Below are 17,416 nucleotides of genomic sequence, written 5' to 3' on the forward strand. Positions count from 1 at the left end.
TGAGAAGAAATCGATGCAGAAGACCGAGTCGGCGATGCCCGCCGTCAAGGTGCAGGACGTGTCCATCACCTACCGCACCACGTTCGAGCGAGTGCCGACGTTCAAGAGCGCGATCGTGCGGTTCGGTCGCGGCGAGCGGGCCATCCGCGAGGTCAAGGCCGTGCAGAACGTCTCCTTCGACGTGGACCACGGCACCACCATCGGCATCATCGGTGCGAACGGCGCGGGCAAGTCGACGCTGATGCGGTCGATCGCCGGCATCCTGCCGCCGACCTCGGGCCGGATCGAGGTGCACGGCCGGGTCAGCACCCTGCTGTCGCTGGGCGTCGGCTTCAACGCGGCCCTGTCCGGCCGCGAGAACGTCGTACTCGGTGGACTGGCCGCGGGCCTCAGCCGCAAGGCGATCCAGGAGCGGTACGAGGAGATCGCGGAGTTCGCCGAGCTCGGTGACTTCATGGAGATGCCGATGCGGACGTACTCGTCCGGCATGTTCAGCCGGCTGGCGTTCTCGGTCGCGGTCCACATGGATCCGGACATCCTGCTGATCGACGAGGCCCTGTCGGCCGGCGACGCGTCCTTCAAGTCCAAGGCCGCGGCCAAGATGAACGAACTGGTCACCAACAGCCGGACCATGTTCCTGGTCAGCCACGCGATGAGCAGCGTCCGGGATCTGTGCAACGACTGCATCTGGCTGCACAAGGGCAAGGTGATGATGCGCGGTGAGCCCAACGAGGTGATCACGGCGTACACCAAGTTCCTCCAGGTCGGTGAGAAGGAATCCGTCTCTCTCGAGGACCTCTGACCATGCCCAATACCGGGCCCCACGCCGGGTCACGCAATACGGCGCCGGACGTGGGGATCATCACGACCGGTCACGACGTCGCCGACGCGCGCCTGCACAAGATCACCGCGGCCCTGCACCACCGGGGCCTGAGCGTCGAGCTGTGGGGTCTGGGTGAGGCCGAAGGCGGGCCGGTCGGCGCGGTCGTCCATGCCGGTCCCCGGGGCAACCTGGTCCAGCGGATGGCCCGGACCGCGGTGCTGCCGTGGCGGACCAACGCGAAGGTGGTGTTGACGGTCGATCCGGACATGATCCCGGTCACCCGTCTCGTCACCACCCTGCGCCGTCGCAAGATGGTTGCCGACGTTCACGAGGACTACGACCTGCTGCTCGCCGACCGGGCCTGGGCGAGGGGACCGGCCGGCCTTCCGGCCCGGCTGATCGTCCGGGCGGGTTCCAAGCTGGCCGCCGGCGCCGACCTGACCGTCGTCGCCGACTCGCATCTGGCCCCGCACGAGGCGAAGCGGCGGCTGGTCGTCCAGAACTTTCCCTACGTGCCGTTCCTGTGGCCGACGCCGCCTTCGGGCCCGCCGCGGGCGGTGTACATCGGGGACCTGCGGGCCAGCCGTGGCCTGTTCGACATGGTCGAGACCGTCGCCGCGGCACCGGACTGGTCACTCGACCTGGTCGGCCCGGTGGCGTCGTCGGACTGGGACCAGCTTCAGGCCCGGATCGAGCAGTCCGATCTGGCCGGCCGGGTCCGGCTGCACGGGCGGCAGCCACCGGCCGACGCGTGGCGGCTGGCGCAAGGCGCCTGGGCCAGCCTGGCCATGCTGCAGCCGACACCGGCGTTCGTGGAAGCGATGCCGTCCAAGATCTACGAGTACCTCGCCAGCGGCCTTCCCGTCCTGTCCACCCGGCTGCCCCGGCAGACCAAGGTGATCGAGGAGTCCGGTGGCGGGGTCCTGGTGGACTCGGTGGCGGAGGCGTCCGAGATCCTGCTGCGCTGGTCCGCTGATCCCGGTGAGCTGGAGAAACTGCGCGACCACGCGCTTCAGTGGGCGGCCGACAATCTGCCCGCGACCACGCCGTACGACGAACTGGCCGACGCGATTCTCAACCTGCTAAGAGGAAGTGCATGAAGGACCGCCCACACATGCTGTACGTCGCCTGGGGCTTCCCGCCCTGCCGAGGAGGCGGTGTCTACCGGGCCCTGGCCACGGCCAACCGGTTCGCCGCGCTCGGCTGGAAGGTGACCGTGCTGACGGCCGACCGCGAGACGTTCCACCGGTTCACCGGCGCCGACCTGACCCTGGAGGAGCGGGTCGACCCGTCCATCGAGGTGGTCCGGGTGCCGTTCGACTGGCCGATCCTCGAGGCCGACCTGCGCCGGTGGTCCAAGCGCCGCGCCCTCAACCCGAAGGTCTGGAGCAAGTGGCGGACCAAGCAGGACCACGTCCCGTTCCCGGAGACCGGGTACGGGCCGTGGCGCTCGGTCATCGAGAAGGCCGCGGACCGGATCCACAAGGCGCACAAGGTCGACCTGACGGTCGCCACCGCGAACCCGAACGTCGCGTTCACCCCGGCGTACCTGCTGCACAAGAAGTACGGCGTGCCGTACGTGATGGACTACCGCGACGCGTGGCTGCTGGATGTGTTCACCGGTGACCGGCTGCACGAGCCGAAGAGCCGCGCGGCCCGCTGGGAGAAGAAACTGGTCGACTCCGCGCGCGAGATCTGGTTCGTGAACGACCCGATCCGCGACTGGCACGAGAAGCTCTACCCGGCGCACGCGCACAAGATGCACACGGTCTCCAACGGCTTCGACGCCGATCTGGTGCCGGACACCACCGACCGCGGCCCGGCCGGCGATCGGCCGCTGACCTTCGGGTACGTCGGCACCGTGTCGCCGAAGGTCCCGCTGACCGAGTTCGTCGAGGGCTGGCAGTTGGCCCGCTCGCAGTCCGAAGAGATGGACGGTGCGAAGGCCAAGATCTACGGCTACCTCGGGTACTACGCCCAGCCGCGGGCCGACATGCTTGCCACGATCAACAAAGCCACCGACGACGGGGTCAGCTACGAGGGTCCCGTCGGCAAGGCGGAGATCGCCCGGGCGTACGACGAGTTCGACGTCCAGCTGCTGATGCTGGGCAAGGGGCGGTACGTGACCAGCGGCAAGGTGTTCGAGTACCTCGCGACCGGGTTGCCGATCGTGTCCGTGCACGACCCGGAGAACGCGGCGTCCGACGTACTGCGTGGTCATCCGTTGTGGTTCCCGGTGACGGACGTGACGCCGGAGGCGATCGGGGCCGCGCTGATCGAGGCGGCGCACGCGGCTCGTACTGCGGACGAGGGGATCCGGGAGAAGGCGCGTGAGTTCGGTGCGTCGTACCGGCGGGATCTGCAGCTGGATCCGCGGATCGAGTCGCTGGCCGCGTCCGTGCAGGGGGTGGCGGCGTGAAGACCGTGGTCCTGCTGAGCACCCGGCGCCTCCCACCGACGTACTTCGACACAGTCCGCGAAGACCTCGGCAACCAGGAGCTCTCCCTCGACGTCATCGCCTGGATGCCCCCGTCTGGTTATGTCGCCGACAAGGTCCACACCTTCACCCTGATCGGCCCAGGCCGCATGCCGGTTGCACCTCCGGTTGAAGTGGTCGTCGAGGCGGATCCGACTGAGGAAGCACCGGATGCGGTCATCGCTCCTGAGGCGGTTGCCGGGCCGGAGTCCGTGGTTGGTGAGTCGGATGTCGCACCCGCTGCGGCTGAGGTTCCTGCCGATGCGGCGGAAGGCGAGGCTGCCACATCCGCCGCTTCCGCCGAGGATGTGCAGTCCACAGCCGGTTCCCCCCAACCCACCGCAACCCCGGCGGGCGCTGCGCCCACGACTCGGCCGGCGGCGAAGCCGCGGCCTACGGGGATCAAGCGGGTTCGGAAGGCTTTGGGGTGGCGGTATCGGCGGGTTCGGAAGGTTGCGGGCAAGGTGTTGCCTAAGGCAATCAAGACGTCGGGGCCGGTGAAGTTCCTGCGCGGGAACCGGGCCAGCAAGGATCTGGGCAAGACGTACTGGGGCCGGATCGAGAGCCGTCGCGATGTACTGACGACGATCGAGAAGGCGGATGTCGTCATCGCCCTCGACGCCGGTGCGATCTGGGCCGGCTGGAACCTCGGCCAGCGCCGCGGCAGCGTCCCCGTCGTCCTCGGTCTCCCGGCCGCCCGCCGCGAGCTGGATCAGCTGAAAGTCCCGGCAGGTAATGGGTGACACGATGACGGTGACGCGTTCGATCCGCGAGCACCTGCCGGCGCCACTGGCCCGGACCGCTGGAGCGGTCCGGCGGCGCCTGCGTGGTGTGCGGTACTCGTTCGCGCAACTGCCGGCGTTCCCGCCGGTGGCCACGACCCCCGTGCGGATGCTGGTCGGACCGACCAACTCCGCCGGTCAGGGGCACGCCTGGACCCAAGCCGCCCAGACGATCCCCGGGGTCAGCGCCGTCTCGTTCACCCTGCAGCGCAAGGCACAGTTCCAGTTCGTCCACGACTACGGCGTACCGCTCGCCTGGTTCGGCCAGCCACGTTGGCAGCGGGCCCAGGAGCAGCACATCGCCGGTTCGTACACGCATGTGATGGTGGAGTCGCTGCGCCCGATCTTCGGTGCCCGCGGCTTCCCGGACGCGTCGCCCGACATCGCCACCATGGTCGATGCCGGCATCAACGTTTCCCTGCTCTTCCACGGTTCCGACATCCGCCTGCCCAGCCGGCACGCGAAGCGCGAGCGCTGGTCGCCGTTCGTCGCCGGTGACGAGCTGACCGAGCGCCTGGAGACGCAGGCCTGCCGGCACGCCGAGCTGGTCGAGAGCCTCGGCCTGCCGGTGTTCGTGTCCACGGTCGACCTGCTGGACGACGTACCGGACGCGCAATGGTTGCCGGTGGCGATCGACGCCTCGCGCTGGCAGCAGGCGGCCCGCCCGCTGTTCACCGGCGAACGGCCCGTCGTCGCGCACGTCCCGTCGAACGCGAAACTCAAGGGCACCGAGCAGATCGACGCCGTCCTGACCCGGCTGCACGAGTCCGGCGCGATCGAGTACCGGCGCATCACCGGCGTACCGCACGACCGGATGCCGAGCGTCATCGGTGACGCCGACATCGTTGTCGACCAACTTCGCATCGGCCTGTACGGCGTGGCCGCCGCCGAAGCACTGGCTGCCGGGCGGATCGTGGTGTCGTACGTCGGTGACGCCGTGCGCCACCGGATGCGTAGTCTGACCGGGCGAGAGGTGCCGATCGTGGAGGCGGATCCAGACACCCTGGGTGACGTCGTCACGGGCCTGATCGCCGATCGTGCCGCCGCCGCCGAGCGTGCAGGCGCCGGCCCTGGCTACGTGGCGGAGTTGCACGACGGAAGCCGCTCAGCCGCTGCTCTCACCACCTGGCTCACTTCGAAGGAGACCCTGTGACGTCCCGCATCGCGCCCACCGCCGATGTCGACGACAGCGCCGTGATCGGCGACGGTTCGTCGATCTGGCACCTGGCCCAGATCCGCGAGAACGCGGTGCTGGGCGAGAACTGCATCGTCGGCCGCGGTGCCTACGTCGGGACCGGGGTTCGGATGGGCAAGAACTGCAAGATCCAGAACAACGCCCTGGTCTACGAACCGGCCTCGCTCGAGGACGGCGTGTTCATCGGTCCGGCCGTGGTGCTGACCAACGACTACTTCCCGCGCGCGGTGAACCCGGACGGCTCGCTGAAGAGCGGGCACGACTGGGAACCGGTCGGCGTCACGATGAAGGAAGGCTGCTCACTCGGTGCGCGCAGCGTCTGCGTGGCGCCGGTCACCATCGGCCGCTGGGCCACGGTCGCCGCGGGTGCGGTGGTAACGAAGGACGTGCCAGACTTCGCGCTGGTCGCCGGGGTTCCGGCCCGCCGGATCAAGTGGGTCGGCAAGGCCGGGGTTCCGCTGCTCGACGTCGGGAACGGCGAGTGGAAGTGCCCGAACACGGGCGAGACGTACATCGAAACCGACGGACGGCTGCGGCCGGCCGGTGAAGACATGGAGGAGAACTGATGGTGCAGCCGATTCCGGCCGCGAAGCCGATCATCGGGAAGGAGGAGCGCGAGGCAGTCGACCGGGTCATGCAGTCCGGCATGCTGGCCCAGGGCCCCGAGGTGGCGGCGTTCGAGCAGGAGTTCGGCACAGCGCTCGTCTCCGGCCGAGCCTGCGTCGCGACGAACTCGGGCACGTCGGGTCTCCACCTCGGCCTGCTGGCCGCGGGCGTCGGACCGGGTGACGAGGTCATCGTCCCGTCCTTCACCTTCGCCGCGACCGCGAACAGCGTCGCGCTGACCGGCGCCACCCCGGTGTTCGCCGACATCGAGCCGACGTACTTCTGCCTGGACCCGGCTGCGGTCGAGGCCGCGATCACCGAGAAGACGAAGGCCGTCATGCCGGTGCACCTGTTCGGCCACCCGGCGAACATGACCGCCCTGCAGGCGATCGCGGACAAGCACGGCATCCAGATCTACGAGGACGCCGCGCAGGCGCACGGCGCGACCTGGGACGACGCGCCGGTCGGCACCTTCGGCGAGTTCGCGATGTTCAGCCTGTACCCGACCAAGAACATGACGTCCGGTGAGGGCGGTATGAACTCGGTCGCGAACGCCGACCTCGAGCGCCGGATGCGGCTCTTCCGCAACCAGGGCATGCTCAAGCAGTACGAGAACGAGGTCGTCGGCCTGAACAACCGGATGACCGACCTGCACGCCGCGATCGGCCGCGTGCAGCTGACCAAGGTCGGCGGCTGGACCAAGCAGCGGCAGGAGAACGCGGCGTTCCTGGACGCGAACCTGCAGGGTGTCGCCGTACCGGCCGTGGCCGCCGAGGCGACGCACGTGTACCACCAGTACACGATCCGGGTCACTGAGGACCGCGACGGCTTCGCGAACGCGCTGCGCACCGAGTACGGCGTCGGCTGCGGCGTCTACTACCCGATCCCGAACCACCGGCTCCCCTCGTTCAAGCGCGAGCTGGACCTGCCGGAGACCGAGAAGGCCGCGGCGCAGGTGCTCTCGCTGCCGGTCCACCCCTCGCTGTCCGAGGAAGACCTGAACCGGATCGTTTCCGCGGTGAACACCGTGGCGAAGGCTGGTGCGTGAGATGGCGAACCTGCGAGCCGGACTGATCGGCCTGGGCATGATGGGGCGTCACCACGCCCGCGTGCTGGCCTCCCTCGAGGGCGTCGACCTGGTCGCCGTCGCCGACCCGGGTGGTGACAAGTTCGGCGTGGCCGGCGGTCGCCCGGTGTACGAGACCATCGAGCAGTTGATCGCCGAGGGCATCGACTACTGCATGGTCGCGGTCCCGACGCAGTACCACTCGGAGATCGCGAAGGCGCTGGCCGAGGCCGGCGTCCACGCGATGATCGAGAAGCCGCTGGCCGGATCCGCGGCCGAGGCGACCGAGATCGCCAAGGCGTTCGAGGCGGCCGGCGTGATCGGCGCGGTCGGTCACATCGAGCGGTACAACCCGGCGCTGCAGGCGCTGCGGGTGCGGCTGGAGGCCGGCGAGCTGGGCGACATCTACCAGATCACCACCCGCCGCCAGGGCCCGTTCCCGGCCCGGATCGCCGACGTCGGCGTGGTGCTCGACCTGGCCACCCACGACATCGACCTGACCGCCTGGGTGACGCAGTCGCCGTTCGTCACGGTGTCCGCCCAGAGCGCGCACAAGTCCGGCCGGCAGTACGAGGACCTGATCGCGGTGACCGGCAAGCTTGCCGACGGCACCGTGACCAGCCACCTGGTCAACTGGCTGTCCCCGATGAAGGAGCGGCTCACCGTCGTCACCGGTGAGAAGGGCGCGTTCATCGCCGACACGCTGCTGGCCGACCTGTCCTTCCACGCCAACGGCACGGTCGCCACCGCGTGGGACGACGTCGCGCACTTCCGCGGTGTCAGCGAGGGCGACATGATCCGCTACGCGATCAGCAAGCCCGAGCCGCTGCGCACGGAGCACGAGGCGTTCCGGGACGCGGTGCTGGGCAAGGAGGCCGACATCGTCACGCTGGCGCAGGGTCTGCAGACTGTCGTCGTCGCCGAGGCCGTGATCCAGTCGGCCGCCGAGGACCGCACCATCAGGGTCGCCCTGGAGCCCGCGCAGTCATGAAGGTCCTGAGTGTCGTCGGGGCACGACCACAGTTCGTCAAGCTGGCGCCGGTGGCGGAGGCATTCGCCGCCACCGAGCACCAGCATGTGATCGTGCACACCGGGCAGCACTACGACAAGAACATGTCCGACGTGTTCTTCGCCGACCTGCGCATCCCGGACCCGGACGTCCACCTGGGCGTCGGGTCCGGCAGTCACGGTGTCCAGACCGGCGCGATGCTGGCCGCGATGGACGCCGTACTGGACGAGCACCAGCCGGACTGGGTTCTCGTGTACGGCGACACGAACTCGACGCTGGCCGGGACGTTGTCGGCGGTGAAGATGCACCTGCCGGTGGCGCACCTGGAGGCCGGCCTGCGGTCGTTCAACCGGCGGATGCCGGAGGAGCACAACCGCGTCCTGACCGATCACGCGGCCGACATCCTGCTGGCCCCGACCCAGGTGGCGATGGACCACCTGGCCAACGAGGGGCTGACGGACAAGGCGCGGCTGGTCGGCGACGTGATGACGGACGTGTGCTTCCGGGTCCGCGACGCGGTCCAGGACAAGCCGCTGGACCTGCCGTTCCAGCGCGGCGAGTACGTCGTCTCGACCATCCACCGGGCCGAGAACACCGACGACCCGGCGCGGCTGGCCGCGATCATCGACGGTCTCGCGGCCGCCGGCGCGCCGGTGCTGCTGCTAGCGCATCCGCGGCTGGTCGCGCGCTGCGCGGAGTACGGCATCAAGCTCGACCGTCCGGACGGTTCGCTGCACGTCCGGGAGCCGCTGGCCTACCCGGAGATGGTCGCGGCCGTGCTCGGCTCGGCCGGTGTGGTGACCGACTCCGGTGGTCTCCAGAAGGAGGCGTTCCTGCTCGGCCGGGTGTGCACCACGTTGCGCACCGAGACCGAGTGGGTGGAGACCCTGGACGACGGCTGGAACGTCCTGACCTCCGATGTGGGCAAGTTGCCCGGACTGGCCGCGCGGCCGGTGCCGGCATCAAACCGCCCCATGCCCTACGGAGACGGCCACGCCGCAGGCCGGGTCGTTTCCGCTCTCGCGGAGTAGACACATGACGAAGGCCGCCGAGGAAGACCAGAGCCAACTGCCAGCGCCGGGGACCACGTCCCCGGCGTCGGCCGTTGCCGACGTCACGGCTGGACCAGGCACCTCCGGTCCGGAGGCGCCACCCAAGCGACTGCCCAGGGTGGAGTCGCTGACCGGCCTGCGGTGGTGGGCGGCCTTCTTCGTGTTCTGCCACCACATGTCCAACCTGGCGCCGCTGCCGATCCTCGACTTCCTCAAGTGGGGTACGTCGGGGGTGACGTTCTTCTTCGTGCTGTCCGGTTTCGTGCTGACCTGGTCGGCCCAGCCGGGGACGAAGATCCGCACCTTCTACCGACGCCGGTTCGCCCGGATCTGGCCGGCCCACATGGTCGCGCTGATCGCGGCCTTCTTCGTGTTCTACCGGATCGATCCGCCGGCCGACATGCCCTGGATCAAGCCGATCTCGCTCACCGTGCTGCTGCTGTCGGTGCTGCTGCTGCACGGCTGGACCAACGACCCGACCATCCTGTACGGCGGCAACCCGGCGTCCTGGACGCTGTCGGTGGAGGCGTTCTTCTACGCGTACCACCCGTTCGTCCAGCGCGCCACGGCCAAGTTGAAGACGACCGGCGGCCTGATCTTCTGCGTGGCCACCCTCGCGATCTCCGGTGCGTACCGGCTGTCGCTGTTCCATTTCCCTGATGTCGTCCCGGTCTTCCCGCAACCCGTGCTGCACTCGGTGTCGTTCCTGTTCGGCATCGGGCTGGCGATCACGCTGCGGTCCGGGTGGCGGCCGCGGATCCCGGTCTGGTTCGGGTTCCTGGTCGTCGGGTTCGGCCTGTTCACCTTGTACTACTCCGGCGAGCACCCGGCCAAGGTCCCCTTCGGCATCACCATCGGCCTGACCCAGAAGGAGATCCTCACCCTGCTGTACGGCTTCCTGATCTTCGCCGCCGCGATCCGCGACACCCGTGGCGGCAGGTCCTGGCTCCGCAGCAAGCCGCTGGTCGCGCTCGGCCAGTGGTCCTACTCCTTCTACTTGATCCACGCCACCATCCTGTACGCGATCCTGGAGATCCACGGTCCGGTCGGCCACGTCGGCTGGTCCAACCTGATCTGGTACGCCGGTGTCTGCGCCGTCTCGATCCTCGCCTCGTGGCTGATGTACAAGTTCGTCGAGCACCCGCTGGAGCGGAAGCTACGAGGCCCCCGATGAAGAATCACTACCTAGTGGAGTTCCTGTGCGTGTCAGTGTTGTTGCCTTAGGCAAGATCGGACTGCCGTTGGCGGTCCAGTTCGCGGCCAAGGGTCATCAGGTCGTCGGTGTCGACATCAACGAGAAGTTCGTCGAGCTGGTCAACGCCGGCCAAGAGCCGTTCCCGGGTGAGGCCCACCTGGCCGAGCTGCTGGCCGAGACCGTGGCCGACGGCCGCCTGCGGGCGACGACGGACTACGCCGACGCCATCCCCGGCAGCGACGCCGTCGTCGTGGTCGTGCCGCTGTTCGTCAACGAGGAGACGGGCGAGCCCGAGTTCGGCTGGATGGAGAACGCGACCCGGTCGCTGGCGGAGCAACTCAGCCCCGGCACCCTGGTCAGCTACGAGACCACCCTGCCGGTCGGCACCACCCGCAACCGGTGGAAGCCGATGATCGAGGAGATCTCCGGTCTCACCGAGGGCCAGGACTTCCACCTGGTGTTCTCGCCGGAGCGGGTGCTGACCGGCCGCGTCTTCGCGGACCTGCGCAAGTACCCGAAGCTGGTCGGCGGCCTGTCCGAGGAGGGCGCCAAGCGCGCCACCGCGTTCTACGAGGCCGTGCTGGACTTCGACGACCGTCCGGACCTGACGCGCGGCAACGGCGTCTGGGACCTGGGCTCGGCCGAGGCGGCCGAGCTGGCGAAGCTGGCCGAGACCACGTACCGCGACGTCAACATCGGCCTGGCGAACCAGTTCGCCCGGTTCGCCGGCGAGAACGGCATCGACGTCCACCAGGTGATCGAGGCGTCGAACTCGCAGCCCTACAGCCACATCCACCGGCCCGGTATCGCGGTCGGCGGCCACTGCATCCCGGTGTACCCGCGGCTGTACCTGTGGACCGACCCGGAGGCCACCGTGGTCCGGGCCGCCCGCGAGGCGAACCTCGGTATGCCGGAATACACCGTCGGCCTGCTCGAGGGCGCGTACGGCGACCTGACCGGAGCCAAGGTCGTCGTGCTCGGCGCGGCGTACCGTGGCGGCGTGAAGGAGACGGCGTTCTCCGGGGTCTTCCCGGCCGTGGAGGCGCTGAAGTCCCGCGGCGCGGAGGTTTCCGTACACGACCCGATGTACACCGACGAAGAGCTGCAGAAGCTCGGCTTCACGCCGTACGCGCTGGGCACGCCGGTGGACGCGGCGGTGCTGCAAGCCGACCACCCGGAGTACGCGCAGCTGAGCCCGGCCGAGCTGCCGGGCGTCAAGGTGCTCGTCGACGGTCGTGACCGCACCGACCCGGCCCGGTGGGCGGGCGTGCGCCGGATTGTGATCGGAAGGTCGGTCAGCCAGTGACGCATGCCGACCTGCGGGTCGTGATGATCGTCGCCAACGACGTCACCAACGACAGCCGGGTCCGCAAGGAGGCCGCAGCGCTGGCCGAGACCGGAGCAGAGGTGACTGTGCTCGGCGTCTCGGCCAGCGGCCTGCCGTCGAGGGAGATGCTCGACGGCGCGCTGATCGTCCGGGTGGCGGTTCCGTTCACGCTGCGCGAGGAACGCAAGCGCAGCCGGAAGGCCCGCCGGGACTGGCGGCCGCCGTTGTCCGGCTACCGGTACCGGGGCACGTACGTCGCTCGCGGCGAGCGGATCGACGCCGGACTGCAGGAGCTCAAGGCGGACTCCGGGCATGCCATCGCCGCGGCCAAGGCGGGCAAGGGCAATCCGATCAAGTACAAGCTCGGCGTCGGCGGCCGGCTGCTGCGTCGCGCGCGGTGGCAGGCGGCGCGGAAGGCGACCTGGGCCCGCAAGGGCGTCGGGAACAAGGTCGACGTGCCGTTCAGGTTCGGCTGGCGCGCGTACGACGGCGTGATCCACCGGATGCCCTGGCCGGCACCGTGGCGCAAGCTGCACCCCGAGGCGCTGGACCTGGAGCTCGCGTTCGGTGACCTGATCGACCGGCTCGAGCCCGATGTGGTGCACGCGCACGACATGCACGTGATCGGCGTCGCCACTCGCGCCGCCGGCCGGGCGAAGCTGCGCGGCAAGGACCTGAAGGTCGTCTACGACGCGCACGAGTACGTGGCCGGGCTGTCGCAGTACGGCGCCCGGACCCGTCGCTCGATCGCGGCCTGGGCGAACCACGAGGCGGAGTACATCAACGCCGTGGACCGGGTGGTCACGGTCAGCCCGGCGATCGCGCGCACGCTGCAGAAGGATCACCACCTCGACCGCGAGCCGACGGTGATCATGAACACGCCGAACCCGGCGGACGTGTCGGTCGAGGTGTCCGACATCCGCAGCCGGATCGGTCTGGCGTCGGAGGTGCCGCTGCTGGTCTACAGCGGCGGTGTCACCCGGGCCCGTGGGATCGAGACCGCCGTCCAGGCCCTGGTGGACCTGCCGGAGGTGCACCTGGCCGTCGTGTGCGTGCCCGGTGTCGCGACCGACGCGGTCAAGGAGTTGCAGACCCAAGCCGCTGACCTCGGTGTCGACGACCGGTTGCACTGCCTCGATCCGGTCGAGCCGGAAGAGGTGGTCGCGTTCCTGCGCACCGCGGACGTTGGCCTGATTCCGATCCTGCGGTACCCGAGCCACGAGATGGCGCTGCCGAACAAGCTGTTCGAGTACGCCTTTGCCGGCCTGCCGGTGGTGGTCAGCGACATGCCGAGCATGAAGGAGTTCGTCGACCGGACCCGGATCGGCGAGGTGTTCGTCGCGGCCGACGCGCACGACCTGGCGTCGAAGGTGCGGATGGTGCTTGGTGACCTGGACAGCTACCGCGAGAAGGTGGCGGACTCGGGCTACCAGCAGGAGGTCTCCTGGGCCGGGCAGGCCGACAAGCTCCGCGGCCTGTACGGCGAGCTGGTCGGCCGCACGCTCGAGCGGGTCCAGCCCGGTGGCCGGGTCGAGAAGAAGCAGAAGCGTCTGCTGATCGGTCCGGTCAACAGTGCCGGACAGGCCTGGCTGTGGGCGACCGCGCTCGAGCGTGAGGTGCCGGGGCTCGTCGCCGAGTCGCTCACCACGGGCAGTGGCGCGTTCGACTTCCGGGTGCATCGCACCGGTTCGTACCGGCAGTACCGGTCCGACCTGCGCTGGCAGCTGGAGCTCACGGCGTACGTGCTGCGTGAGGTCACCCACGTGCTGCTCGAGGCCGGTCGGCCGATGTTCGGGCAGCAGCGCGGGCAGATGTTCAACATCGACATCCCGATCCTGGAGCAGGCCGGCATCAAGCACGGCCTGATCTTCCACGGGTCGGAGATCCGCGATCCGTCGCTGCACCGGGCGAAGTACCAGTACTCGCCGTTCCGCGACCCGGACGACGAGCTGAGCCAGCGGCTGCAGTCGGCGAACGACCTGCTGCGGACCCAGCTGGATGTCTACGAGGGTCCGGTGTACGTCACCACTCCGGATCTGCTGGAGTTCGTCGACAACAGCATCTGGCTGCCGCTGGCCGTCGACGTCGACAAGTTCGCGTCGACCCAGCCGGTGCTGGACCGGGAGGTGCCGGTGGTGCTGCACGCGCCGTCGGCCAGTGCGCTGAAGGGATCGGCGTACGTCGACCCGGTGCTCACCGATCTGGATGCGCGGGGGCTGATCAAGTACCAGCGGGTCCAGGGTCTGCCGCACTCCGAGCTCGCCGAGATGGTGCGCAGCGCGGACATCGTGGTCGACCAGCTGCTGCTCGGGTCGTACGGCGTCTTCGCCTGCGAGTCGATGGCGGCCGGGCGGGTCACCGTCGGGCATGTGGCGGACCCGGTTCGCGACCTGCTGCCGACCGGACTGCCGATCGTGGAGGCCAACCCGGACGACCTGTCCGAGGTGATCGAGCGGCTGGTCGCCGAGCGCGACCCGGCCCGCAAGGTCGCCGACGCCGCGCCGGAGTACGTCCGCGAGTTGCACGACGGCCGCAGGTCGGTCGAGGTGCTGCGGCCCTTCATCACCGGCGAGAGGTGACATGCGGGTTCTGATGATCGCGCAGTCCCCGATCGCCGGGGACTCGCGCATCCTGCGGGAGGCGACCGCGCTGGCCGGCGCGGGGCACACGATCCACATCATCGGGCGGGACGTCCCGGACGGCTTCATGGTCGCGCCGGGCGTCACGGTCGAGTCGGTCTCCCGCTCGGCCGGACTGCGGGCCGGCAACGGCGGCCTCGCGGTCGGCCACGGCCGGAACGGGCCGAAGGTCCTGGTCCAGCGGTTCGGGCGGTGGTTGCTGCTGCCGGAGCACCGCAATCGGACCGAGAAGCAATGGCGTACCGCCGCGGCCCCGCGAGTGGCCGCGGCGGGTCCGTTCGAGGTCGTGCACGCGCACGACTTCAACACGCTGGAGCTCGCGGCCGAGTACGCCGGTCAGTGGTCTGCGAAGCTGGTGTACGACACGCATGAGCTGTGGTTCGACCGCGCGCTGCCGGGGCGGCCGACGCCGATGTGGCGGGCGCGCGGGCGGAAGTTCGAGGTTTCCCTTGCTGGTAAGGCGTCCTTCGTCATCACCGTGTCGGACGGGATCGCGGCACGGTTGCGCGAACGTGGGTTGAGCGACGTCCGCGTCGTACGGAACACGTTCCCGCGCGCGGACGACGTACCGGCGGCTTTGGACGCGCCGGAGGGCCTGCTGTACGCCGGTCGGATCGGTGCGGGCCGTGATCTGCCGACCGTGGTGGCGGCCGCGCGTCAGTTGGCGCCGTTCCGGACGGTGCTGATGGGGTCGGTGGATCCCAACTACCGCTTGGATCTCGGGCCGGTGGAGACCGTGGCGGAACGCTCGATCGACGAGGTCGACGACACGCTCCGGTCGTACGGCATCTCGCTGGTCACGCTCACGAACACCTGCGAGAACCACCGTCTTGCTCTGCCGAACAAGCTCTTCCATGCGGTCCGGGCCGGCGTACCTGTGGTGGCCGCCGACCTCCCCGAGATGCGCGCCGTGGTCACCGCTCACAAGCTCGGCACCCTCTACGAGCCCGGCAACCCAGCGTCCCTCACCACCGCCGTCCGCGCCCTGATCGAGAACTACGCGACGTACGCCGACGGAGTCCGCACAGCAGCCGCGGACCTCAACTGGGAAACAGATTCAGCAACCTTGGTGTCCGCGTACGCCGAGCTCGCGAACCAGCCGCCTGCGGCGAACCAGCCGCCGTCCGCTGCGAGCTAGCCGGCTAGCGGACTTTCGCCGCAGGCTCCTGTTACTTGCGGCCCGTCCCGGCCGAAGGCCGGGACGGGCGGGATTCTTTTCTGGTTAGCGGGACGCTTCTACCATCTGGCGCATCAGCTCAACCGGGTTCTTTTCCGGTTCGGGTTGGGACAGGCGGGTGGACGGGATCCGGGACTGCGGGGCCTCCGGGTTGGTGAGGGCTGTGGTGTAGCCGGTGAGGGGGAGGGTGAGGGACGAGCGGCTCGGGTCGAGCGTGATGGTGGCGCCGTTGAACGGGACGGACGGGTTGTCCGGCTCCACGGTGAGCACGAGGCCGAGACGGTGGCCGGGCGCGAACACCACGTCGTCCGCGTTCAGCTCGAAGCTCAGGTCGTACCACTTGCCCGACTGCAGCGACTCCTTGCGGTTCAGCGACCTGTAGTGCCCGACATCCGCGATGTTCCGCACCACCACGGCCGTGTCCGAGACCGCCGTGTTGATCTGCGTGTCGGCGTAGCACCCGGTGTCGGCCGCGTTCCCGTCACCCCAGCACACCCGGGTGTTCGGCACGTTCGTGACGTTGGTGTACCGCGTCGCCGTACCGTAGTCCACCAGCCGCGCTTCGATGCCTGAGGCAACCTTGTTGACCTTGACCCGGACCGACACCTTCCCGGTGCCGCTGACCCGGACGGCCTTGTCCAGCTCGTCGCTCAGGAACACCGCCCGATCCGGCCGCGCCGTCGTCGGGTCGAGTACGACGCTGTCCTCGGACGGCTCCGACGTACCGGTGAAGCTGACCGGGTCGCTGCTCGCGGCCGCGATCGACAGACCACCGGTCTTGGCGTCCGACGCCTTGCTCAGGTTCAGCTTGGTCTGCGTCGCGCCGGTCGCCGGCCAGCGCGCCTCGTCCACGAAGCTGCCGTCCTCACGCTGGACGGTCGCCTGCGGGGTCTGCATGACGCCGTTCTGCAAGCCCTGCAGCCAGTAGTCGAACCACGGGTGCAGCTTGTTCACCCACTCGTCGCGGAAGCTGAAGCCGTCCAGGTGGACGCCCTGGTGCAGGAAGATCTTCCGCGGCACGTTGCGCTTGGCGAGCTCGTCCCACCACTCGCCGAACTGGCGGGTCTTCACGTTCTCGTCGCCGAGGCCATGAACGACGTACACACTGGCATGAACGTTGCGCGCGTCCAGCCGGTAGTTCCGCGGATCCCACCATGGGCTGTAGCCGCCGGTGCGGGTGTCGGAGTCCTGCTCGATCTCGTCCGTGAGCTGGACACAGCGCGGTGACGCGTCGTTGCTGACGTAGTCGTGCAGGAAGCCCATGTACTCGTCGTAGAACGGCACGCCGAAGCCACGGGTGTAGTCGTACCAGCTGGAGATCGCGGCGATCGGGACGATCGTCTCCAGACCCTTGACGCCGGTGCTGGCGACGGAGTTGGCGATGGTGCCGTTCCAGGAGACGCCGATCATGCCGGCCTTCCCGGTGGACCAGTCGGCCTTCGCCGTACTGCCGTCGGGCTTGTGCCCGGCGGTCCGGTTGTTCAGCCAGTCGATGACGGCCTTGGTGCCGTTCACCTCCAGGTCCGCGCCGACGTCACTGCAGCCGGTGGACCGGAACGTGCCGGGCATGTCGACGAACGCGACGGCGTACCCACGCGGCACGAAGTAGTTGTCCAGCCAGCTGCCGTAGACCTGCCGGACGCCGCTGGAGTCGAAGTAATTGGCCGGGTCCTGGGCGTAGTACGGCGACGCCTGGATGATGATCGGGACGTCGATGCCGGCCTGGGCCGCCCCGCCCGGCCGGATGATGTCGACGGTGATCTGGTCGGTGACCCCGTTGGCGTCCCCGTCGAGCTTCGGTACGTCGACCGCGACCCGCTCGCGGATCGCGTTGTCGTAGTCGTAGGCGGCGACCGTGGTGGTGCCTTGGACGAACGGCTTGGCCGGTACGGCGGTGGGCCCGGCGATCGCGGTCAGCGAGGCGGCCGGTGCGACCACGGCGGCGACCAGCTGGGTCATCCCGGTCCGGAACCGAGTTCTGCGCATACGTGTCTCCCCTAGGGCGGTAGGTGAACACCCATTCTGACCACAGATCCCACCCGAGTCGTCACTTCCCGTAAACAGCACGG

General features: G+C 69.1%; 14 protein-coding genes. 13 read left to right on the forward strand and 1 reads right to left on the reverse strand.

The features are described 5' to 3' along the window. The first annotated feature begins 13 nt into the window (after nt 1-13). From E0H73_RS27060 to E0H73_RS27120, 13 genes are read left to right on the forward strand one after another with little or no spacing between them, the layout of a single operon-like run. Nucleotides 14-802, forward strand: coding sequence for an ABC transporter ATP-binding protein (locus E0H73_RS27060; RefSeq protein ID WP_238164284.1), 789 nt, complete (start codon nt 14-16; stop codon nt 800-802). A gap of 50 nt (nt 803-852) precedes the next feature. Beyond that, the gene (locus E0H73_RS27065) at nt 853-1,923 is read left to right on the forward strand and encodes a glycosyltransferase family 4 protein (RefSeq protein WP_131361400.1); all 1,071 of its coding nucleotides are present in this window, start codon (nt 853-855) and stop codon (nt 1,921-1,923) included. Beyond that, nucleotides 1,920-3,242 (forward strand): glycosyltransferase, encoded by a 1,323-nt coding sequence (locus E0H73_RS27070; RefSeq protein WP_238164285.1) that lies wholly within the window; start codon nt 1,920-1,922, stop codon nt 3,240-3,242. Before E0H73_RS27065 ends, E0H73_RS27070 begins: the two co-directional genes overlap by 4 nt. Beyond that, nucleotides 3,239-4,042, forward strand: coding sequence for a hypothetical protein (locus E0H73_RS27075; protein WP_131361402.1), 804 nt, complete (start codon nt 3,239-3,241; stop codon nt 4,040-4,042). The genes E0H73_RS27070 and E0H73_RS27075 overlap by 4 nt, the downstream gene beginning before the upstream one ends. A gap of 4 nt (nt 4,043-4,046) precedes the next feature. Further along, a complete protein-coding gene (locus E0H73_RS27080; protein ID WP_131361404.1) occupies nt 4,047-5,234 on the forward strand; it encodes a hypothetical protein in 1,188 nt (395 codons plus the stop codon). Beyond that, nucleotides 5,231-5,842, forward strand: a complete 612-nt coding sequence (locus tag E0H73_RS27085) for an acyltransferase (RefSeq protein ID WP_131361405.1) — start codon at nt 5,231-5,233, stop codon at nt 5,840-5,842. Before E0H73_RS27080 ends, E0H73_RS27085 begins: the two co-directional genes overlap by 4 nt. After that, nucleotides 5,839-6,930, forward strand: coding sequence for a DegT/DnrJ/EryC1/StrS family aminotransferase (locus tag E0H73_RS27090; RefSeq protein ID WP_131361406.1), 1,092 nt, complete (start codon nt 5,839-5,841; stop codon nt 6,928-6,930). The genes E0H73_RS27085 and E0H73_RS27090 overlap by 4 nt, the downstream gene beginning before the upstream one ends. A 1-nt stretch (nt 6,931) precedes the next feature. Further along, a complete protein-coding gene (locus tag E0H73_RS27095; RefSeq protein WP_131361407.1) occupies nt 6,932-7,939 on the forward strand; it encodes a Gfo/Idh/MocA family protein in 1,008 nt (335 codons plus the stop codon). Further along, entirely contained in the window at nt 7,936-8,988 is a 1,053-nt protein-coding gene (wecB, locus tag E0H73_RS27100; protein ID WP_131361408.1) for a non-hydrolyzing UDP-N-acetylglucosamine 2-epimerase, read from the forward strand. Before E0H73_RS27095 ends, wecB begins: the two co-directional genes overlap by 4 nt. 4 nt (nt 8,989-8,992) lie before the next feature. Beyond that, nucleotides 8,993-10,183 carry an acyltransferase family protein gene (locus E0H73_RS27105; RefSeq protein WP_165555835.1) on the forward strand — a complete coding sequence of 397 codons (1,191 nt, stop codon included), beginning with the start codon at nt 8,993-8,995 and terminating at the stop codon, nt 10,181-10,183. 25 nt (nt 10,184-10,208) lie between these two features. Continuing rightward, on the forward strand, nt 10,209-11,510 hold the full coding sequence (locus E0H73_RS27110) for a nucleotide sugar dehydrogenase (protein ID WP_131361410.1): 1,302 nt from the start codon (nt 10,209-10,211) through the stop codon (nt 11,508-11,510). Next, on the forward strand, nt 11,507-14,110 hold the full coding sequence (locus tag E0H73_RS27115) for a glycosyltransferase family 4 protein (protein ID WP_131361411.1): 2,604 nt from the start codon (nt 11,507-11,509) through the stop codon (nt 14,108-14,110). Before E0H73_RS27110 ends, E0H73_RS27115 begins: the two co-directional genes overlap by 4 nt. A 1-nt stretch (nt 14,111) precedes the next feature. Then, on the forward strand, nt 14,112-15,308 hold the full coding sequence (locus tag E0H73_RS27120; RefSeq protein ID WP_131361412.1) for a glycosyltransferase: 1,197 nt from the start codon (nt 14,112-14,114) through the stop codon (nt 15,306-15,308). An 84-nt stretch (nt 15,309-15,392) separates the two neighbouring features. On the opposite strand, the gene E0H73_RS27125 is transcribed toward E0H73_RS27120, so the two are convergent. Further along, the gene (locus tag E0H73_RS27125; protein WP_131361413.1) at nt 15,393-17,333 is read right to left on the reverse strand and encodes a CocE/NonD family hydrolase; all 1,941 of its coding nucleotides are present in this window, start codon (nt 17,331-17,333) and stop codon (nt 15,393-15,395) included. Between the last annotated feature and the right edge of the window lie 83 nt (nt 17,334-17,416).

Source organism: Kribbella pittospori, from assembly GCF_004331465.1.
Lineage (GTDB): Bacteria > Actinomycetota > Actinomycetes > Propionibacteriales > Kribbellaceae > Kribbella > Kribbella pittospori.